General features: G+C 66.2%; 16 protein-coding genes. 4 read left to right on the top strand and 12 right to left on the bottom strand.

The genetic code is table 11. The annotated features are described in order from the left end of the window. Window positions 1-154: 154 nt before the first annotated feature. Window positions 155-1,258, bottom strand: coding sequence for an NADH:flavin oxidoreductase/NADH oxidase (locus B3Z70_RS15990; protein WP_292022336.1), 1,104 nt, complete (start codon window positions 1,256-1,258; stop codon window positions 155-157). 277 nt (window positions 1,259-1,535) lie between these two features. Here B3Z70_RS15990 and B3Z70_RS15985 point away from each other — a divergent pair, with 277 nt between their 5' ends. Continuing rightward, entirely contained in the window at window positions 1,536-1,916 is a 381-nt protein-coding gene (locus B3Z70_RS15985) for a hypothetical protein (RefSeq protein WP_292022338.1), read from the top strand. Between the two features lie 157 nt (window positions 1,917-2,073). Here B3Z70_RS15985 and B3Z70_RS15980 read toward each other — a convergent pair whose 3' ends face one another. From B3Z70_RS15980 to map, 7 genes are all read right to left on the bottom strand, one after another. Next, entirely contained in the window at window positions 2,074-2,505 is a 432-nt protein-coding gene (locus tag B3Z70_RS15980) for an acyl-CoA thioesterase (protein ID WP_292045906.1), read from the bottom strand. Next, window positions 2,505-2,858 (bottom strand): Grx4 family monothiol glutaredoxin, encoded by a 354-nt coding sequence (gene grxD, locus B3Z70_RS15975; RefSeq protein ID WP_248118129.1) that lies wholly within the window; start codon window positions 2,856-2,858, stop codon window positions 2,505-2,507. The genes B3Z70_RS15980 and grxD overlap by 1 nt, the downstream gene beginning before the upstream one ends. Window positions 2,859-2,939: 81 nt before the next feature. Further along, window positions 2,940-3,845, bottom strand: coding sequence for an oxidoreductase (locus tag B3Z70_RS15970; RefSeq protein ID WP_292022342.1), 906 nt, complete (start codon window positions 3,843-3,845; stop codon window positions 2,940-2,942). Window positions 3,846-3,850: 5 nt separating this feature from the next. Continuing rightward, window positions 3,851-4,093: a BolA family transcriptional regulator gene (locus B3Z70_RS15965; RefSeq protein ID WP_292022345.1), complete on the bottom strand. Its 243-nt coding sequence runs from the start codon at window positions 4,091-4,093 to the stop codon at window positions 3,851-3,853. A gap of 56 nt (window positions 4,094-4,149) precedes the next feature. Further along, the gene (locus B3Z70_RS15960; protein ID WP_292022347.1) at window positions 4,150-4,674 is read right to left on the bottom strand and encodes a GNAT family N-acetyltransferase; all 525 of its coding nucleotides are present in this window, start codon (window positions 4,672-4,674) and stop codon (window positions 4,150-4,152) included. Then, window positions 4,671-5,396: a RadC family protein gene (gene radC, locus B3Z70_RS15955; RefSeq protein ID WP_292022348.1), complete on the bottom strand. Its 726-nt coding sequence runs from the start codon at window positions 5,394-5,396 to the stop codon at window positions 4,671-4,673. The genes B3Z70_RS15960 and radC overlap by 4 nt, the downstream gene beginning before the upstream one ends. 270 nt (window positions 5,397-5,666) lie before the next feature. Then, window positions 5,667-6,485, bottom strand: a complete 819-nt coding sequence (gene map / locus B3Z70_RS15950) for a type I methionyl aminopeptidase (protein ID WP_292022350.1) — start codon at window positions 6,483-6,485, stop codon at window positions 5,667-5,669. 345 nt (window positions 6,486-6,830) lie between these two features. Between map and B3Z70_RS15945 the strand changes: the two genes are divergently transcribed. After that, a complete protein-coding gene (locus B3Z70_RS15945; protein ID WP_292022352.1) occupies window positions 6,831-8,198 on the top strand; it encodes an OmpP1/FadL family transporter in 1,368 nt (455 codons plus the stop codon). 113 nt (window positions 8,199-8,311) lie between these two features. Here B3Z70_RS15945 and B3Z70_RS15940 read toward each other — a convergent pair whose 3' ends face one another. Next, complete coding sequence (locus tag B3Z70_RS15940) at window positions 8,312-9,805, bottom strand: DEAD/DEAH box helicase (RefSeq protein WP_292045955.1); 1,494 nt, start codon at window positions 9,803-9,805, stop codon at window positions 8,312-8,314. Between the two features lie 294 nt (window positions 9,806-10,099). Next, window positions 10,100-10,669: a hypothetical protein gene (locus B3Z70_RS15935; RefSeq protein WP_292045905.1), complete on the bottom strand. Its 570-nt coding sequence runs from the start codon at window positions 10,667-10,669 to the stop codon at window positions 10,100-10,102. A gap of 173 nt (window positions 10,670-10,842) precedes the next feature. On the opposite strand from B3Z70_RS15935, the gene B3Z70_RS15930 reads away from it, so the two are divergent. Both B3Z70_RS15930 and B3Z70_RS15925 read left to right on the top strand, forming a co-directional pair. Then, window positions 10,843-11,613, top strand: coding sequence for a hypothetical protein (locus tag B3Z70_RS15930; protein ID WP_292024578.1), 771 nt, complete (start codon window positions 10,843-10,845; stop codon window positions 11,611-11,613). Window positions 11,614-12,028: 415 nt separating this feature from the next. Continuing rightward, window positions 12,029-13,612, top strand: coding sequence for an RNA-directed DNA polymerase (locus B3Z70_RS15925; protein WP_292024577.1), 1,584 nt, complete (start codon window positions 12,029-12,031; stop codon window positions 13,610-13,612). Between the two features lie 118 nt (window positions 13,613-13,730). On the opposite strand, the gene uvrB is transcribed toward B3Z70_RS15925, so the two are convergent. Further along, a complete protein-coding gene (uvrB, locus tag B3Z70_RS15920; RefSeq protein ID WP_292024576.1) occupies window positions 13,731-16,070 on the bottom strand; it encodes an excinuclease ABC subunit UvrB in 2,340 nt (779 codons plus the stop codon). A 64-nt stretch (window positions 16,071-16,134) separates the two neighbouring features. Further along, window positions 16,135-19,554 (bottom strand): class I SAM-dependent DNA methyltransferase, encoded by a 3,420-nt coding sequence (locus tag B3Z70_RS15915; RefSeq protein ID WP_292024574.1) that lies wholly within the window; start codon window positions 19,552-19,554, stop codon window positions 16,135-16,137. Window positions 19,555-19,605 lie beyond the last annotated feature (51 nt).

Below are 19,605 nucleotides of genomic sequence, written 5' to 3'. Positions count from 1 at the left end.
GAGCAAAGCGAAGAACCCGGAACCCAGGGCTACGGTTGCGGCGCTTGAACCCCTTCGACGCCCGGGGTGCGCCTCCTGTGCTGACTGCTTCGCGCCGCCCTTCGGGTCCGGGATCGTCCTTCGGACGCCCCGGAATGACGATGGGGAACGTGCGCTAGCCTCTCCGGCCGTAGCCGGGCCAGACCCCTTTTGCCGCCCGTCCATACTGTTTCGGCAGCCGCTCTTCCTCGCCCAGAGCCACGGCGGCGTGGTGCGCCCAGTGCGGGTCGTCCAGCGCGGCCCGCGCGATGGCGATCAGGTCCGCCTGGCCGGACGCCACGATGTCCTCGGCCTGTCGCGGGTCGAAGATCATGCCCACCGCCATGACCGCTGCGCCAGGCGCCGCCGCCTTCACCGCCGCCGCGAAAGGCAGCTGGTATCCCGGTTGGTCGCCGGGAATGTCCGCCCGCGCGACATTGCCGCCCGACGTCAGGTGCAGATAGTCATAGCCCATGTCGTGCAGCGCCCGGCCGAAGGCCGCCACCTCCTCCAGCGCCACGCCGCCCTCGACCCAGTCCGAGCCGTTGAACCGCGCGCCGAGCGCCTTGTCCCTGGGCCAGGCGTCGCGCACGGCGCGGGCGACCCGCAGCGGAAAGCGCGCCCGGTTCTCGGCCGAGCCGCCGAAGGCGTCGGTGCGCTGGTTGGAGATCGGCGACAGGAACTCGCTCAGCAGATAGCCGTGGGCGGCGTGCAGTTCGACCAGATCGAACCCGGCGCGTTCGGCCCGTCGCGCCGCCGCCTCGAACGCCGCGACCACGCGATCCATGTCGGCCTCGGTCATCTGGGTCGGCGTGTGCCAGTCGGCCTTGAACGGCAGGGCCGAGGGAGCGAACGTCTCCCAGGCGCCGTCGTCCGCCGCCAGCGCCCCGCCGCCCTTCCACGGCGCGCTGGTCGAGGCCTTGCGCCCCGCGTGGCCCAGCTGGATGCCGATGGGCGTGTCGCTATAGGTGCGGATATCGCGGATTATCGCGGCGAAGGCAGCCGCCTGTTCGTCGTTCCACAGGCCGGTGTCGTCGGGCGTGATGCGGCCCGCCGCCTCGACCCCCGTCGCCTCCACGATGACCAGTCCCGCGCCGGAGATGGCCAGCCGCCCCAGGTGCTGCACGTGCCACGGCTGGGGCACGCCCTCGACGGCCGAATACTGGCACATGGGCGCGATGACGACCCGGTTCTTCAAGGTCAGCGGACCCACGGCGTGGGGCGAGAACAGCAGGCTCATGGCAAGGCGTCCGATGGGGGGAGGGGAGGCTGTTCACCTAAGCCCCCGCGGGCTCGGTTCAACCGGCGCCTTTCCGATTGTTCATCCAGCTTGCCGATAATTCACGTGTGCAGTCGCGGCCCGCGCGCCACAAAGGGCCAAGCTTTCAATGGGGAACCCAAATGCTTCGTCTCGCTCTCGCCATCGCCATCGCCGCGCCTCTGCTGTCGGGCTGCATCATCGTCTCGACCGAAAAGCCGACCACGCGCGTCATCACCGCCCCGGCTTCGGGTCAATAATGCGGGGCCTGGTCAAGGGTGTGGCGGCGGCGGTCCTGGCCGCCCCCCTGCTGAGCGCCTGCGTCATCTATGACAGCAGCGCGGGCGAGAACGTCTCGGTCAACGTCAGCCGCAACGACGCCCCGCCGGCCGAGGCCATCCGCGAGGCCCGGTTCGCCGACGGCGCCCTGGTCGTGCGCGTCGATTCCAACGGCTGCACCCAGGCGTCGGACTTCGAGGTGGCGGTGGCGGACAACAATCCGGTCGAGATCACCCTGCGCCGCACCAAACAGGACCTGTGCAGGGCCCTGGTCCCCAACGGCGTCGAACTGCGCTGGACCTACGCCGACCTGGGCCTGGACGCCGGCACGCCCGCCCGCATCCTCAATCCGTTGAAGTAAGGACCATCCTTTCCGCTCATCCCGGCGAAAGCCGGGACCCAGTGCTTTGGGCGAAAGATGAGTGCGGCCCGGGCCGTGCGACCATCCCGCGCGCCAACGATGCGAAAGAACTGGGTCCCGGCTTTCGCCGGGATGAGCAGAAGACTTGGAAGCTGATTCAGACCGCCGCCTCGAAGACGCCCAGCATTTCGGGCGGGATGCGCTGGGGCCTCAGGGTCCTGGCGTCCACCAGCACCCATTCGGTCACGCCCTGGGCGCAGACGCGGCCCTGGCCGTCCTCGATGCGGACATAGCGGTTGAAGCGCGGGCCTTGCGGTTCGCCGACCCAGGTGCGGGCGACGACGCCCGTCGCCCCCGGCTCGATCCCGCGCAGATAGTCGATCTCGTGCCGGGTCGCGACCCACGACCATTTCGCCCGCGTCGCCTCTTCGAACCGCGCGTTCCAGTGGGCCGTGCCGGCATCCTGCAGCCAGCCGACATAGACGACGTTGTTGACGTGGCCGTTGGCGTCGATGTGTTCGGGCCGCAGGTCCAGCGGCACCACGAAGACCTCTCGGTCCTCGCGCGGGGTCAGGGTCTTCTTCGCCATCAGGCCTCGCCGAGCGGAACGCCCTTCTCGACCATCAGGGCCTGAAGTTCGCCGGCCTGGAACATCTCGCGGATGATGTCCGATCCGCCCACGAATTCGCCCTTCACATAGAGCTGCGGGATGGTCGGCCAGTCGGTGAAGCTCTTGATGCCTTCGCGCAGGGCCTCGTCCTGCAGGACGTCCACGCCCACGAAGGCGGCGCCGACATGATCCAGGATCTGCACCGCCAGGGACGAGAAGCCGCAGCGGGGCTGGTCGGGCGTGCCCTTCATGAACAGCACCACGTCGTGCTGGGCGACGGTGTCGCCGATGAAGGCGTGGACGGGGTCGGCGGCTTGAACGGTGTCGGTCACGGGATGGGCCTTTCGTGAAGCCCGTCAGCTAGGGAGCGCGAGGGGCGCGGTCAAGGCGTGCGCGACGATCCGCCGTGTCTATCAGGCGGCGTTCGCCACGACGCGCCCCATCTCGATCTGGGCGGCCAGGCCCGGCGGCAGGTCGCGCTCGGGCGCGGTGGCCAGCACGGCCAGGCGGTCGGTGTCGGTCGGCCCCACGATCACGCTGGACACCGACGGATCGGTCAGGACGTAGGACAGGCAGATGGCCTCGGCCGTCCAGTTCGGGGTGCGATACAGGAAGCCGAAGGCGTCCTTTTTGGGGGTGTCCACGGGCCGTTTGCCGCCGCCCAGGCCGAACAGCCCCTTCTTGAACACCGGAGCGTCCGGTTCGCGCCTGCGCCGGTCGATGTAGAAGTCGTAGGCGAAGACGGCCATGTCCTGTTCGCGCGCCGAGCGGATGCGGTTGCGGATCGGCCAGTCGGCGTTGATGTCGAACGGGGTCAGCAGGGCGTCGAACGCGCCGGTCGAGACATAGGCGTCCATCACCGGCCCGCCGCCGGCGATGCCCAACAGGCGGATGCGCCCGGTCTTGCGCAGCGCCTTCAGCGCCGCCAGCGACGACTGCGCCAGCTCCGTCTCGCCCGGCTCGTGCAGCACGGCCATGTCGATCCAGCCCAGGCCCGAGAAGTGCAGCACTCGGTCGATGGCGCCGGTCATTCCCTCGGCCGAGAAGTCGCGCGCCCCCGCGTCGCCCTGGCCGTCGCCGGCCCCCAGGGTCACGCTGACATAGACCAGTTTGCGGTCCACGTGCGACAAAGCCTCGCCCAGCACCTCGGCCGCCACCGGATCGGCGGTCTCCAGCCGATAGCTGTTGATCCCCGCCTCCAGCGCCGAATACAGCAGGTCCAGTCCCGCCGCCCGCCCGCGCGCCAGCGCCGCCGCCCCGAAGCTGAGCGTCAGGTTCGAAATGGCGGAGCCGGAAACCCCGAACGGGCGATAGCGCATCGGCCTTACCCCGCCTGAGCCGGCGCGGAGGTCTCCAGCGCCAGGGCGTGCAGTTCGCCGCCCATCTGTCCCTTCAGCGCCGCATAGACCAGCTGGTGCTGACGCACGCGCGGCACGCCGGAAAAGGCCTTGGACACGATGCGGGCGCGGTAATGGTCGCCGTCGCCGGCCAGGTCCTCGATGGCGATCTCGGCGTCGGGAAAGGCCTCGACCAGATGCTGGCGCAGCGTTTCGACGGACATGGGCATGGGCGAGACTCTCGGAGCTTTCCCCGCCAGCGTGACCGATAAACCTTAATGGCTGACTACGGGGCGGCTTGGCGGCGTTCGAACAGCCGCACGGCATGGTCGTTGTAGGTCGTCTCGGCATAGGGCCGATAGCCGACGCGCGCGGCCAGTTTCAGGGAGGGCAGGTTGTCGGGCGAGATCATGCAGACGGTGCGCCGGACGCCCAGAACGCCTTCCGCCCAGTCCAGCGCGGCGCTCAGAGCCTCGCCGGCATAGCCCCGGCCCTGAAACGCCGGGTCCAGCCCCCAACCCAGTTCCGGCGCGTCGAAAGCGGGCGTCATCTCGCGCCGATAGTTCAGCACCCCCACGCTGCCCAGATAGGCGCCGCCGTCCTTCGACCGGATCGACCAGTTGCCGTGGCCCATGGCGGACCAATGCCCGATGTCGCGCAGCAACCGGAACCAGACCTCTTCATCCGACAGGGCGCGGCCTCTGAGAAAGCGGGTGAAGTCCAGGTTCTTCCACAGGGCGGCGATGTCGGTGAAGTCGTCCGGCCCGGCGGGGGTCAGGACCAGGCGTTCCGTCGTCAGCGTCGTCGTCACATCAACCCCAGTTGCTTCAGACTGGCCACCCCGTCGCGGCCGACGACCAGATGGTCGTGAACCTCGACGTTAAGGGCGCGGCCGGCCTGCACAACCTGTTTCGTCATCTCAACGTCGGCGCGGCTGGGGGTGGGATCGCCGGACGGGTGATTGTGGACCAGGATCAGGGCGCTGGCCGACAGTTCCAGCGCGCGGCGCACCACCTCGCGCGGATAGACCGGCGCATGATCGACCGTGCCCCGGTTCTGCACCTCGTCCAGGATCAGCTGGTTCTTCTTGTCCAGATACAGGACCCGGAACTGCTCGCGCGGCTCGTGCTGCAGGGCGACGCGGACATAGGCCAGAAGCGCCGTCCACGACGATATCACCGCGCGCTTGGCGGCCGGCTCGCGCGCGATCCGCCGCGTCACGTCGAAGATCAGCTGCAGGTCCAGCGCCACCGCCCGCGTCGCCTTGCCGGGGACATAGCCCATCGACCGCGCCACCTGATCCTCCACCGCCTCGTGGCTGGCCGCCCCGATCCCCTCCAGCCCGCCGAACCGCGCCAGCAGGTCCTTGGCCAGCGGCTTGACGTCCTTGTAGGGCACGCTGCGGAACAGCAGCAGCTCCAGCAGCTCATAGTCGGGCAGGGCGCCCAAGCCCCCCTTGGCCGCCCGCTCGCGCAGCCGGTCGCGATGGCCGCTGTGGCGGGGCTTGGGCTTGGCGGTGAGTTCGTCGGTCATACGCCGTCAGGCTCGCAGATGCGCAACCTTTGCAGGATCGGTTGATCCGGCGAGGCGCGCAAGTGCGGCGTGTGTTCACACAACTATTTCGTCATCCTCCGGCGCGAAGCGACCGGGGGACCCAGCGGCGCCGAAGGCGATTTGTCCGCCGCTTTATGCCGAAAGATGGACCCTGCGACAGGTTCGCGCTCTCGCGCGCCGCTGGGTCCCCCGGTCTGCGCCGCGAAGACGCGGCTTGCCGGAGGATGACGAAGTAAACGAGCGTGTTGCTCAGTTCGGGCGGAACAGCCCCGCCGGAGACGCCGTGAAGATCTCCAGCCCGTCTTCGGTCACGCCGATGGTGTGTTCGCACTGGGCCGACAGGGACTTGTCGCGGGTCACGGCGGTCCAGCCGTCGGACAGCACCTTCACCTGCGGCTTGCCCAGGTTCACCATCGGCTCGACGGTGAAGAACATGCCGGGCTTCAGCACGGCGCCGTCGCCCTTGCGGCCGTAGTGCAGGACGTTGGGGCTGTCGTGGAAGACGCGGCCGATGCCGTGGCCGCAGAAGTCGCGCACCACGCTCATGCGCTGGGCCTCGACGAACTTCTGGATGGCGAAGCCGATGTCGCCGAACGTATTGCCCGGCTTGACCTGCGCCAGGCCCAGCTCCAGCGATTCATAGGTGACGTCGATCAGGCGCTTGGCGCGGGCGTTGATCTCGCCCACCGCATACATCCGGCTGGAATCGCCGTGCCAGCCGTCGACGATGACGGTGTGGTCGATGTTGACGATGTCGCCGTCCTTCAGAACCTTGTCGCCGGGAATGCCGTGGCAGACGACGTGGTTGATCGAGGTGCAGACCGTCTTCTCATAGCCCTTGTAGCCCAGGCAGGCGGGCAGGCCGCCGTGGTCCAGGGTGAACTCGCGGATCAGGTCGTCGATGGCGCTCGTCGTCACGCCCGGCTTCACATGGGGCGCGATCATGTCCAGGGCCTCGGCGACTAGGCGGCCGGCCTTGCGCATCCCCTCGAAATCCTCGGGGCTGTGGATGCGGATGGCGCTGGAACGGACCAGGACGTCGGTTTCCAGTTCGGGCGTTTCGTACATGGGGGCTTCGATCAGTCTTGAAGACGGGGCGCGATGCAGATGGTCTTTATATCACGGATGCACAAGGCGATCTTGGGGCGGTCGGGGGCAGGCAAGGAAATCCGGCGGAACAGAGGTCTGCGCGCTTTCCGCAGCGTAAGTCTGTGATTCAGCGACGGCTTCTTGCCGCAACGGAACCTCGCGCGGGTGTGATCGTGTGCAGCTTTGATGACACAGTTTCGCCCGGATCGGAGCAGAGAGCGGCCATGCGTGCAACGCTTTCTGGTCGAAAGCGCTGCGGCAACGTCTCTCCCCCGACACCCCACCGCCGCGTTTGATGGCGGGGGCTCCACTTAGGAATGGTACATGACATCCAGGAATCTCGTCCGCATGGGCGGCATCGCCCTGACCACCGCCCTGCTGGCCGGCGTGGCCGCGCCCGCCATGGCCGGTTCGTTCTACGTTCAGGAACAATCGACGCGCGGCCAGGGCCGCGCCAACGCCGGCGTCGGCGCCGACAAGGGCGTGCAGTCGCTGTGGTGGAACCCCGCCGCCATCGCCGGAACCCAGCGCGAAGTCTATACGGGCATGCACGGCCTGATCCTGGACTCCAGCGTCGACAACCGCGGCTCGACCCTCAGCTACAATCTGCCCGCCCCGACCCCGCCGTTCCCCGCCGGAACGATCCTGCGCGGCTCCACGGTCGTGGCCGGCGATCCGCACGTCCATGACGTGGTCGAAAGCGGCATCGTGCCGAACTTCGCCATCTCGACCCCGATCGGCGACCGGTTCAACGTCGGTCTGGCGGTCCAGGCGCCGTACAACTTCACCACCAAATATCTGGCCGACGACTTCGCCCGTTACGACGCTCTGACGTCGGAACTGCGTTCCGCCAACGTCAGCCTGGTCGCCGCCGCCAAGGTCACCGACTGGCTGGACATCGGCGCCGGCTTCGACGCTCAATACGCCAAGGCCACATTGTCGTCGTCGCTGCCGAACCTGCCCACCGTCGCCGGCGTCGCCCCGCTGGTGCTGATCCCTGCGGCGACCGACGGTCGCAACCAACTGGAAGGCGACGGCTGGAACTACGGCTGGAACGCCGGCGCCCAGATGCATTTCGGCAAGCTGGACCTGGGCCTGTCTTACCGTTCGGAAATCAAGCACGAGCTTGACGGCACGGTGAACATCTCGGGCCTGACCGGCGCTCTGGCCGCCGCCAACGTTTCGGCGGACGGCACGGCCAAGTTCACCACGCCGTGGTACGCCACCCTCTCGGCCCGCTACGCCGTCAACGACCGCCTGACCCTGAACGCCCAGGTCAACCAGATCGGCTGGAGCAAGTTCGACGCCATCCGCGTCAACTATGGCGCCACCGGCGCATCGACCATCGTTCAGGACTATGACGACGTCACCACCGGCGCGGTCGGCTTCGACTACAAGATCGACCCGACCATGACCTTCCGCGCGGGCGTGGGCTACGACCCGACCCCGACCCCGGACGATCACCGCACCGCGCGCATCCCGGACGGCGACCGCTGGCTCTACGCCGCCGGCCTGTCCAAGACGATGGGTTCGATGACCTTCGACGGCGCCGTGACCTACATCGACATCGACACCGCCGCGATTAACGACACGCGCGACGTCTATGGCAACGGCCTGGTCATCTCGAACCTGCGGGGCGAGGCCAAGGGCAATGGCGTCGGCTTCTCGCTGGGCGCGACCTGGAACTTCTAAGCCTTCCATACGCCTGACATGAGAACGGCGGCTCCTGCGAAGGAGCCGCCGTTTTTCTTTGCCGATTTCCGACCGTCATCCTCGGCTCGAACCGAGGATGACGCGGCTGGACGTCAGCCCTTGGCGGCGCCGTAGCCCTTGCCGCCGTTCGACGGGCGGCGACGGGGGCGGCGCTTCATCTCGCCCTCGGGACGCGGCTCGCTCTTGCGGGCGTCGGCCTGGCGGGGTTCGCGCGGCGTGGTCTTTTCGCCGGCCATCGGATTGTAGGTCTTCTCGGGACGAGGAGCCGCAGCCTCGCCGCCGGGGCGGTTGCGACGCTGGCGGTGGGGCTGGCCGCCGCCTTCGGGGCGAACGCCCTCGCGGTGCGGCGCGCGGTTGCGCCCGCCACGACCGCCACGGCCGCCTTCGTTGCGCTCGCCGCCTTCACGTTCCGGCATGGTCGCCTTCTTGGCCACGCCCGCGGACATGATGGAGGCGTCCAGAGCCGCCAGCTGCTTGTCGTTGCGACGGTCGGCGGCCGGGATCTTCTGGCGCGTGACCTTTTCGATGTCGCGCAGCAGTTTCATCTCGTCGCCGGCCACGAAGCTGACGGCCGTGCCGTCCTTGCCCGCGCGGGCCGTACGGCCGATGCGGTGGACGTAGCTTTCCGGCACGTGCGGCAGTTCGAAGTTCACGACGTGCGAGACGCCGTCCACGTCGATGCCGCGCGCGGCGATGTCGGTGGCGACCAGCACCCGCAGCTTGCCCTTCTTGAAGGCCTCCAGCGTGCGCTCGCGCTGCGGCTGGGACTTGTTGCCGTGGATGGCGCCGGCCTCGACGCCGCCGGTTTCCAGATAGGCCGCGACCTTGTCGGCGCCGTGCTTGGTCTTGGTGAAGACCAGGCAGCGCTTGTATTCCGGGTCGCTGAACATTTCGGTCAGCAGGGCGCGCTTCTTGCCCTGTTCGATATAGACGACCGACTGGCTGATGCGCTGGACGGTGGTCGATTGCGGCGTGACCTGGACCTTGACCGGGTCCTTCAGCAGTTCGCCCGCCAGCTTGCCGATTTCGGACGGCATGGTGGCCGAGAAGAACAGGTTCTGGCGGCGCGCCGGCATCCGGCTGACGATCTGGCGGATCGGCTTGATGAAGCCCAGGTCCAGCATCTGATCGGCCTCGTCCAGCACGAAGATTTCGGTCGAGGACAGGTCCAAGGTCTTCTGCTGGATATGGTCCAGCAGGCGGCCCGGCGCGGCGACCAGGATGTCCAGACCCTGTTGCAGGGCGCGCTCCTGGGCGCCGTATTTCACGCCGCCGAAGATCACCGCGACCCGGAAGCCCAGGTGGGCGCCGTAGGCCTTGAAGCTGTCGCCGATCTGGGTCGCCAGTTCGCGCGTGGGCGACAGGATCAGGGCGCGCGTGGTGCGCGGCACGGGCGGGGTGCGGTTCTCGGCCAGGCGATGCAGGATCGGCAAGGCGAAGGCGGCGGTCTTGCCGGTGCCGGTCTGGGCGATGCCCAGCAGGTCCTTGCCCAGCATGACGTCGGGGATGGCCTTTTCCTGGATCGGCGTGGGCTTGGTGTAGCCGGTCGAGGTCAGGGCCTGCAGAAGGGCCTTGTTCAGGCCCATGGATTCGAAGGTGGTGCTCACAGCATTGTCTTTCGCGTGCGGCGACGCGCATCGGCCATGGCATGACGCCGTCGGGCCGCGCACCGCCAGTCCCGACGGAGCCTCGGAGAGGAGGCCTGCGGGGTGGATCGGGCGCCGCCCCGCGTGTCCGGGCAGCGAATGAACATGAGGAACCGGCGGCTGCTACAGTCAGGTCCGAAACGGACCCACACGCGCTGGAGACGCCGGAGATCGCGAGTGTGCGATGCAGCGCAAATGGGCGCTTATCGTCGATAAGTCAACCCGCCGCCCCGTTCAGGCCAGCCATCGCCGCGCCGCCTCGGGCAGGCCGTCGGGCAGACCCAACGCCACGCGCCACGCCTCGGGATCCAGCCGCGCCATCTCCAGATCCAGCCAGGGCAGGGGTTTCAGCGTCCCGTCGGCGTCCCAGAACCGCTCGGCCCACGGCTGATTCATCTCGATCGCCCGCGCCCGGTCCCGCGCCGCCGCGTCCGGCCCCAGATGTCTGGCGCGCCAGTGATACAGCCACGGAATATGCCAGTCCGGCGCCGCGCTCAGCCGCTCGTCCCGCATCGCCTTCACCAGGCATTCGGCCAGCACCCGCGCCTCCTCCAGCCGGGCGTGAAAGTCGTCGCGCCGCGCCTGGATGTGGCGACACCAGCCTTCCGCCGGCTCCACCGGGGCGGCCGAGGCGGCCGGATCGGGCCGGGTCCAGCCCTCGGCCTCGCGCCGCTTCCGCAGGGCCGGCACCCCGACGTCATAGCGTTGCGCCACCGAGCGGGCGGTCTCGCCGTCCTCCCACGCCTTGCGCGCCTCGGCCCAGACGGCGTCGGACCGGATCTTGCGATGAATGCCCTGGCTCATGCCCGTCGTCGTCGCACGCCGTTGCGCCAAAGCCGGACGTAGGCGGCGCCGGCGGTGATTTTAGGATGGCTGGCGCGTCTAACCTGACATCTCCACATATGGAAAATCAGACCTTTAGCCTCGAAATTCGCCGATCATCCGGCCTGAGGTAGGACCGCGCCCATACTGTCGGCATGACAAAACGCACCTACAAGATTCAACCGCCCCAGGTCTGGAACCGTATCCGCCAGGATTATCTGTCGGGCGATGACGCCCGGACCGTCGCCGACCGGCACGGCGTGACCGAGGCCGCCCTTCGCGCCCGCGCCACGCGCGAGGGATGGTCCCGCAATCCCCGCAATGCGGACACCCCGCCCCTGGACGACGGGTCTGCGGACGCCCTGCCGCCCCCGGCGATGGACGCCCTGTCGGCGTCGGACGGCGAGGTTCACGATCCCGCCGACCTGGCCCGCGCCGCCGCCCAGGCGTCCGGCCGCGCCCTGCACGCCCAGGACTTCCCCCAGGCCCGCGCCCTGGCGTCCCTGGCCGAGACTTATCGCAAACTGGCCGACGGCGACGGTCGCGGACGCGCCGCCCGCTTGACGCTCAAGACCGCGCCCCTGCAACTGGTCTTCGACATCCTGACCAACCCGGACGAGGCAGAGCGCCGCTTCGCCATGAACACCAGCGACAAGAGCGACTGGGAACTGCGCGGCCATTACTGGCAGGAAAAGCAGAAGCTGGAGCGCGCCAACAATGAATGGGGCACGGCCCAGCTGTATCGCCGCGTCCAGCTGGACCGCCGCATCGCCGCGCTTGAGGCCCAGTTGCGCGAAGCCGGCCTCGACCCCGTCATCGAGCGCGAACGCGACCGCCGCATCTCCCAGGGCCTCGACCTCTACGTCGGCCGCCCGCGCGGGATCATCTCGATGGAGGAATGGGACAAGACGTTGGATGAGTTATGAGCGTCCGACCCTTCTCCCCTTGCGGGAGAAGGTGGCCGAGCGTAGCGAGGTCGGATGAGGGGTCACGCCGCCGTTGGACGCGACCACGCTAATCCCCCATCAGCCCCTCCCGCGTCGCCGCCACAATCGCCGCCAGCACCTTCTCCCGATGGTTCTCGATCATCTGATTGGGAAACCGCAGTACCCGAAACCCCTCGTCGCGAAACCACGCACTCGCACCGCCATAGCTGCCGAACGGGAGACAAGTCACGTCAAACTGAGCCGGGTGCTTGATGGTGAGGCGTCGAGTTTGAAGCTGGACCCACCAGCCATGTGCCCAGCTACTTCGGGTCCAACCTAAGGCGGAAGGATCCACAACCTTTGCATTGCTGCGCCAGTACCCTAAGAAAACGCTTCGGGATTGGGCGAGGCGGAAATGACGATTCTTTCGGACGCGGGGCTTGAGTTTGCCCGCGAACACCTCACGAAGTTTGCAGACTCTGACTTCTTCCCGCCGCTGTTCGAGTACGAGGCGATTTGGTCGAACTGGGCCGAATTTAAAACGGCGGTGACGCAGTCGAATGTTGCCAAGCTATGGCTTCCCTCGCCTCTCACACTGCCGGCACCGAAACTAACTGATACGTTCAGGATTGTTCACCAGCTAGATCCTCTGTCGGCCATTGCCTACACAACGCTTGCTCACGACGTCGCTAAAGTCGTGGAGGAAAAGAGAATCGCTCCGGAAGATAAGGTTGCCTGTTCTTACAGGATAAGCATAGATAACGGAGCATTTTTCTCAGATGGAACAGGATATGCGGACTTCTTGGAAGTAACCCGATCAGGGTGTGAAAGTCATCCATTTCTTCTGACGGCCGATATCAGCGATTTCTATAACCAAATTTATTCGCACCGAGTAAGGAACGCTCTCGCATCGGCTGACGCTTCACTTGAGCATGTGGCAAAGGACGTTGAACACGTCATTCATGCGCTCGGAGCGGAAGCCTCCAAGGGCATCCCCACCGGTCCCAATGCCAGCATAATTTTTTCTGAAGCGATCTTCATTGATATCGATCAAGCCCTTCTCAAAGAGGGTTATAAGTTTTGCCGATATGTGGACGACATACGCATCTTCGGGGAATCAGAGCCTCAACTGAGAAAGGCTTCTGAATTTCTCGGTGAATATTTGTTCGTGCATCATAGGCTCCACCTTAGCGCAGCGAAAACGCGAATTTGGGAAAGTAAACCATTCCTAGATAAGGAATTTTTCAATCACTACACGCTAGCAGTTCAAGAAGCATTTAAGGTCCTTGGGAGCGTTGCTTATGGTGGCGTGGCATCTGTGATCCACTGGGGAGATGAAGAGGACGAGGATGAAGAAGGAATGCCGTTTGGTATTCTAGTGGCAACAGAAGACGCTGATCCCAAAGAAACCATATCGCAAATTGTAGAGCGAGTAGAGAAGACTATAGCCGATACAGGACGGTGCGATCTGAACCTGCTAAAGGCCCTTCTGCGAAAGTCCCGAATTTTTAATGATGGCGCCTATCTAAGGATTTATAATTCATATCCAGGCGTATTTCTTCCGGTATTCCACGAGCACTGCAAGACCATGCGTCAACTCGTTGAGTTTGGCCTCAAGGATGAAGTCATCAAATTCGCTCGAAACATCTACTCGTCCGAATTCATCGGCCTAAAATTCGTCAGATATTGGTCGGACTGGCTCGCAACGCAAAGCGCAGACCTTCTAGAAGGATCGGGCGCTCATGATGTCATCAGAGCAACCGGCGACATGCGTCACAAAGCTAGCGCAGCGATAATTTCCAAAGACTTGGCTTGGGTGCGAGCTCACCGCGGACAGGTCGACCAACTAGGAGAATGGGATGCGAGAGCAATGGTCCAAGCTTCGAGAATTCTAAGCAAGGATGAGCGGGGCCCTTTCCTCAGGAACCTTGAGCGGAAGGTATCCGGCCGAGACATTGTGACCGAGATTTTGATCAAGTATGTTCTTGCTATGGCTTAGTCGCTGACAATCTATTTTGCCTCCAATACCTCTCTGGCAGAATCTACAGCCATCGTCGTTATGCGCGTGAGTCCGCTACAGCCCTAGACGCCTCCAACAATGCAGCCGCTCCGTCGTCCTATCGCCCCTTCCTGAACCGCTCCTGGGCTTCCGCCGCCGCCTCCTTGCGCCATTTCTTCGGCGCTGACCGGTCCACCTCTTCGCCGGCGCCGGTCAGGGCTTCGTTGGCGAACTCCAGGTCCATCAGCTTCATGCGCTTGATCTCGTCGCGCAGGCGGGCGGCTTCCTCGAACTCCAGGTTGGAGGCGGCCTCGCGCATGCGGCCTTCCAGATCGCGCAGGGCGGCCTGGAAGTTGGAGCCGACAAAGGGTTTGGAGGCTTCGGCCACGCCCGGCCTGGTCAGGCGGTCCAGGTCGCGGGACTCATAGGGGCTGTCCAGGATTTCCTTGATGTCGCGCTTGACGCTTTCGGGCGTGATGCCGTGTTCGGCGTTATAGGCCTGTTGCCGTTCGCGGCGGCGGTCCGTCTCGGCGATGGCGCGCTCCATGCTGCCGGTCATGCGGTCGGCGTACAGGATGACGCGGCCGTCCACGTTGCGGGCGGCGCGGCCGATGGTCTGGATCAATGAGGTCTCCGAGCGCAGGAAGCCCTCCTTGTCCGCGTCCAGAATGGCGACCAGGCCGCACTCGGGGATGTCCAGACCCTCGCGCAGCAGGTTGATGCCGATAAGACAGTCGAACGCCCCCAGCCGCAGGTCGCGCAGGATCTCGATCCGCTCCAGCGTGTCGACGTCGGAGTGCATGTAGCGGACGCGGATGCCCTGTTCATGCATATATTCGGTCAGGTCCTCGGCCATCTTCTTGGTCAGGGTGGTGACCAGGCTGCGATAGCCGCGCGCCGTGGTGGCCTTGACCTCGTCGATGACGTCGTCGACCTGGTTGCGGGTCTTGCCCGAGACGGGGCGGATTTCGACCGGCGGGTCGATCAGGCCGGTGGGGCGGATGACCTGCTCCACGAAGACGCCGCCCGCGCGCTCCATCTCCCACGGGCCGGGGGTGGCTGACACGTGCACCGTCTGGGGCCGCATGGCGTCCCATTCCTCGAACTTCAGCGGGCGGTTGTCGATGCAGGAGGGCAGGCGGAAGCCGTACTCCGCCAGCGTCGATTTGCGGCGGTAGTCGCCCCGGAACATGCCGTTGATCTGGCCGATGGTGACGTGGCTCTCGTCCACGAACAGCAGGGCGTTGTCGGGGATGTATTCGAAGAAGGTGGGCGGCGGCTCGCCCGGCGCGCGGCCGGTCAGCCAGCGGCTGTAGTTCTCGATGCCGGCGCAGGAGCCGGTGGCCTCCATCATCTCCAGGTCGAAGCGGGTGCGTTGCTCCAGGCGTTGCGCCTCCAGCAGCTTGCCGTTCTCGACCATCCAGTCGAGCGTCTCCTTCAACTCCGCCTTGATGCCGTTGGTGGCCTGATTCAGCGTCGGGCGCGGGGTGACATAGTGGCTGGCGGCGTAGACGGTGATTTCGGTCAGATCGGCGGTCTTCTTGCCGGTCAGGGGATCGAACTCCTGGATCGCCTCCAACTCGTCCCCGAACAGGCTGATGCGCCAGGCCCGGTCCTCCAGATGGACCGGGAAGATTTCGATCACGTCGCCGCGCTTCCTGAACATGCCCCGGTCGAAATGCACGTCGTTGCGCTTGTACTGCAGCGCGATCAGGTCGGCCCGCAGCTTCGCCTCGTCGATCTGGTCCCCGACCTTCAGCGTGAACGTCATGGCCGTATAGGTCTCAACCGACCCGATACCGTAGATGCAGCTGACCGACGCCACCACGATCACATCGTCCCGCTCCAGTATCGCCCGCGTCGCCGAGTGGCGCATCCGGTCGATCTGCTCGTTTATGCTTGAGTCCTTCTCAATGTAGGTGTCCGTGCGCGGAACATAGGCTTCTGGTTGATAATAGTCGTAGTAGCTGACGAAATATTCGACAGCATTATCCGGGAAAAACGCCTTGAACTCCGAGTAGAGCTGGGCCGCCAGGGTCTTGTTCGGGGCCAGGATCAGGGCGGGGCGCTGGGTCTGTTCGATGACCTTGGCCATGGTGAAGGTCTTGCCCGAGCCGGTGACGCCCAGCAGCACCTGATCGCGGTCGCCGGCGTCCGCCTGGGCCACCAGTTCGGCGATGGCGGCGGGCTGGTCGCCGGCGGGGGTGTATTTGGTCTCCAACCGGAACCTGCCGCCCTTCCTGGTCCCCTCGCGCGAGGGACGGTGCGGCACCCAGTCGGCGGGGGCGGCGACCGGCTCCTCCGGCGTCAGGCGCGGGCCGGTCACGGGGGCGAACATCGGCATCTTTCCCGTGTCGCGGATGAAGGCGGTCGACGCCTCCTGCACGCCGGGATTGGGCACGTGGACGGGTTTGACAGGCTTGGCGGCGGCGGGCTTCGGCGTCGAAGAACGGTTCATGAACAGAACTTAGTGCGTGAGGGCGTATCTCGCCATAGCGCGCCGCAGGGCGGGCGGTTGCGCGTCAGGCGGCGCGCGCGGCCGCCCATCGACCATCCGGCAGCCGCTCGGCGTGTCCATAACGGTGCAAGGTGGCCAGGACGCGGCTGATGCGCGGCTCCAGCCGGACGCCGCCGCTGAAGCGTCGCGCCAGGTCGGGCGGCGCGATGGGGCCTGCGGCGCGCAGCAGCGCCTGCACCGCCAACGGCTGGGCGTATCGGTCGGCGGGAAAGGCGGGGCGCCTGGCGATGGGATCGGGCGTGCTGGCCGCCAAGGTCAGGTTGCGGGTCTGGGGCGAAGGCGCGCCGGCCTGGCGCTGCTGATACTCCGGTCGGACCCAGTGAACCCGACCGGCCGCCTCCTCCTGCGCGCGGGACTGGTTCAGGGCCACCAGCCGCGTCACCAGCGCCTCGCGCGGCAGGCCTTCGGGCCATCCATAGGCGCTGGCGGTCAGTTGATCGATGGCGTCGTGCAAGTCGCGCAGAATGATGACCAGGCCGCGCTGCTTGATCGCTTCGGCCTTGGGCTCGAGCGGCGCTCCGGCCCGGACCTGTTCCAGACAGTTGTAGAGCGCCGTCAGGGTCAGGTCCGGGTTGTCGGCCAGCACGGCGCGCCTGTGGGCGTCCAGCGCTTCGCCCGCCGCTCTCATCCGACCACGCATGGCGTCGTCCATGATCGGAAAGGGGAAGGGATCGAAGCAGCGCGATTTCACATAGACCGCGTTACGGTCGTAGACGCCGAGCCGACCCGCGTTGGCTTGATACCAGGCGTGATGGATGTCCGAACTCAACACGGCGAGGTCGGCGGCGTCGCTCAACGCGAAGACGATCAGCTTGTTGTCCGCCAGGATCTCGGCGTCCAGAAACTGAAAAATCCGGTGCTTGGCCGTCTCGACCGTGGCGACATAGCGCGGCAGGGCGGCCAGGGCGGGCCTGAACTCCCCTCTGGGCTCGCCGAAAATCCACCAGGAGTCGCGATAGGCGGCGCGCGGATTGGCGTCGCGTCCGACCAGGACGCCGTTCGGGTCTCGGGCCTCCTTCACGTGCTCGACCAGATGCTGATAGGCCTCGGGAAAGCGCAGGCGCAGGTCGTCCGCCGACAGGCCGAAGAAATCCAGCACCCAGGCGTCGCGGGATTTGCCGGTCAGGTCGCGCCCGTTGCGATAGGGGCGGATGTGGCCTTCAAGCCCCGGTCGCCTGCCCAGGCCCAGACGATGCGCCTGACCATGGCTGACGATAAAGCCGGCGCCGTGAAGTTTGACGCCCGGCGAGCAGATTCCGGCCGACGCCTTGAGCGCCAGGGTCTTCGTCACGTCGGCGCCGACGGTCAGATCGGCGTTGATGCGGCCGACGCTGGCGGTCAGCTCGATCACCGGCTCATCGGTGTCGAGCGCGGATTCGGACACCCGCGTCAGCACCGTCCCGTCATGACGGCCGGCCTGGGCCACCGTCATGGCGATGCGGACGGCGGCGCTGTCGCGACTGGCCTTGGTCCAGGGATGGTCCGGCGCGGCGTGGATCAGGCTGAGCGGCCGCGCGCCGTCAAGCCAGCGCTCGACGGTGCGGCGCTGGAACACCTGGGTGATCGAGTTGGTGGTCACGAAGCCGAAGCGACGCAACGTCGTCCCCGGCCGTGTCAGGATGTCGGCGGCCTGATCCCACCAGTACATCACCAGATCCGCGCTCTCGTTCATGCGCGGGTGCGCCGCCCACAGCGCCTCCGCATAGCCGGGATCCAGTCGTGAGCGCAGATCCTTGCCGCCGATGAAGGGCGGGTTGCCGACGATGAATTCCGCCTCGGGCCACATCGCCGGTCTCGGGTTGGGCCACAACTGAACCGCCGCCCCGTCGCGATAGCCTGTCACCACGTCCGGCGCGCCGTCCCAATTCAGCGCCGCGTCGGTGCAGCGGATGTTGCCGTGCGCCCTCAGAATGGGTTCGGAAGGGTGGCCGGTCTGGTTGCGGTAATGCTGTTGCAGAAAGCCGATCCACAAGACGACGTCGGCGATGGCGGCCGCGCGCGGGTTCAACTCCAGGCCCAGGAACTGGCGCGGGTCCACCGCCAGCAGGCCCAGCGTGCCCGACTGGCCCAGATCCAACAGCGTCTGCAGGACCTCGCCTTCCAGCTTCTTCATCTGTTCCAGCGCCACATAGAGGAAGTTGCCGGTGCCGCAGGCCGGGTCCAGGACGCGCGTTCTGCACAGGCTGTCGTGGAAGCCTTTCACCAGCCGGACGGCGCCGCGCACGTCGCCCTCGTCGCAGGCCATTTCGACGCTTTGCTGAACCTGGCGCCAATCGGCGCGCAGCACCTCCATCACGGTCAGCTCGACCATATGTTCGACGAAACGGCGGGGCGTGTAGTGCGCCCCCAGCCTGCGCCGCTCGGTCGGCTCCAATGCGTGCTCTAGCAGGCTGCCGAAAATGGCGGGCTCGACGTCCTTCCAGTTCTTGGAGGCCGCCAGGATCAGCCGGCGGATTTCCGGCGCCCCGAGCGAAAAGGCGCGACAGTCCGCAAACAGACTGCCGTTTATGTGGGGCAGGTATTCGCCGAAGCCGGAGTAGAATCTCTCGGCCCGGTCCTTCTTGTCAAAGCGAACCCACATATCCTGCATCATCGGTGCGAAACGCGCTGGAGAACGGACGCAATCCTCCAGCATCTCCACCAGCTTCGGCTTGGGGATCAGATCGACGTCGGCGGCGAAGATGGTGAAGATGCATCGCATCAGGAAATGGGCCGCGTCCTGCGCCGAGACGCCCTGATGTTCCAGCCGCCGGGAGATGACGCTCAGTTCGTCGGCGATCTCGCGGGTGACGACCGCCGAGATCCGCGCCGGGTCCAGGCTGTGCGGGTCCGTCCAGATCGCGCGCAGACGAGCCTGGATTTCAGGCCGGGCCAGATCGGCGTGCGTGAACCGGTGGCCCAGGCGATCGGGGAAGGGGGCGTAACCCCGACCCGTGCCGGAAAAATCGGCCCAGATTTCGAACGAATGGGCCACGTCGCAGATGATGACGAAGGGCGGCGCCACATGATCGGCCGGCAGCATGGAGACATAGGCGAAGGCTTGCGCGCGCGCATTGCGGATCAGGGTGTCCCAGCCGGGGCCGTGCGCCGGCTGGGACAGGGCGGGCGTATCCCCGAACGGCAAAAGCTTGGACGTGTCGGACAGGCGCGACTGTTTCGCCTCCATAACGAAGCAGCCCCGCTTGTACAGGTCGATGCGTTTCGGATGGCCCGAATGGAAACTTGGGCGCACGGCGCGTTCGAACACATAGTCGTTGTGCAGAGTGGTCGCGCCGGCCGGATCGGGCGGCGGCAGGTCCAGCGCCTGCAACAACCCCAGAATATACGGCGCGGTATTGGCCCGTTCGGCGCCGCCTTCCTTGTTCGCCCAAAACGCGATGAAGCCGTCGATGTCCATGCAGCCCCCGCGCGTGACGTTCGCCATAACACACGTCTAGGTAGCATTTGCAAGGTTGTCGGATAGAGCCGTTTCAGT

The sequence above is a fragment of the Brevundimonas sp. UBA6550 genome (genome assembly GCF_002434505.1).
GTDB lineage: Bacteria > Pseudomonadota > Alphaproteobacteria > Caulobacterales > Caulobacteraceae > Brevundimonas.
The sequence above is the reverse complement of the archived record's forward strand: the minus strand, read 5'-3'. Positions and strand labels throughout refer to the sequence as shown.

What these genes read in the sequence shown, in the direction of transcription:
- map (WP_292022350.1), bottom strand. Translation starts at nt 6,485, where the DNA reads ATGTACGAAACGCCCGAACTGGAAACCGACGTCCTGGTCCGTTCCAGC.
- B3Z70_RS15940 (WP_292045955.1), bottom strand. Translation starts at nt 9,805, where the DNA reads ATGGGCCTGAACAAGGCCCTTCTGCAGGCCCTGACCTCGACCGGCTAC.
- B3Z70_RS15935 (WP_292045905.1), bottom strand. Translation starts at nt 10,669, where the DNA reads ATGAGCCAGGGCATTCATCGCAAGATCCGGTCCGACGCCGTCTGGGCC.
- B3Z70_RS15945 (WP_292022352.1), top strand. Translation starts at nt 6,831, where the DNA reads ATGACATCCAGGAATCTCGTCCGCATGGGCGGCATCGCCCTGACCACC.
- uvrB (WP_292024576.1), bottom strand. Translation starts at nt 16,070, where the DNA reads ATGAACCGTTCTTCGACGCCGAAGCCCGCCGCCGCCAAGCCTGTCAAA.
- B3Z70_RS15980 (WP_292045906.1), bottom strand. Translation starts at nt 2,505, where the DNA reads ATGGCGAAGAAGACCCTGACCCCGCGCGAGGACCGAGAGGTCTTCGTG.
- B3Z70_RS15925 (WP_292024577.1), top strand. Translation starts at nt 12,029, where the DNA reads ATGACGATTCTTTCGGACGCGGGGCTTGAGTTTGCCCGCGAACACCTC.
- B3Z70_RS15990 (WP_292022336.1), bottom strand. Translation starts at nt 1,258, where the DNA reads ATGAGCCTGCTGTTCTCGCCCCACGCCGTGGGTCCGCTGACCTTGAAG.
- B3Z70_RS15985 (WP_292022338.1), top strand. Translation starts at nt 1,536, where the DNA reads ATGCGGGGCCTGGTCAAGGGTGTGGCGGCGGCGGTCCTGGCCGCCCCC.
- B3Z70_RS15965 (WP_292022345.1), bottom strand. Translation starts at nt 4,093, where the DNA reads ATGCCCATGTCCGTCGAAACGCTGCGCCAGCATCTGGTCGAGGCCTTT.
- B3Z70_RS15915 (WP_292024574.1), bottom strand. Translation starts at nt 19,554, where the DNA reads ATGGCGAACGTCACGCGCGGGGGCTGCATGGACATCGACGGCTTCATC.
- B3Z70_RS15970 (WP_292022342.1), bottom strand. Translation starts at nt 3,845, where the DNA reads ATGCGCTATCGCCCGTTCGGGGTTTCCGGCTCCGCCATTTCGAACCTG.
- radC (WP_292022348.1), bottom strand. Translation starts at nt 5,396, where the DNA reads ATGACCGACGAACTCACCGCCAAGCCCAAGCCCCGCCACAGCGGCCAT.
- B3Z70_RS15930 (WP_292024578.1), top strand. Translation starts at nt 10,843, where the DNA reads ATGACAAAACGCACCTACAAGATTCAACCGCCCCAGGTCTGGAACCGT.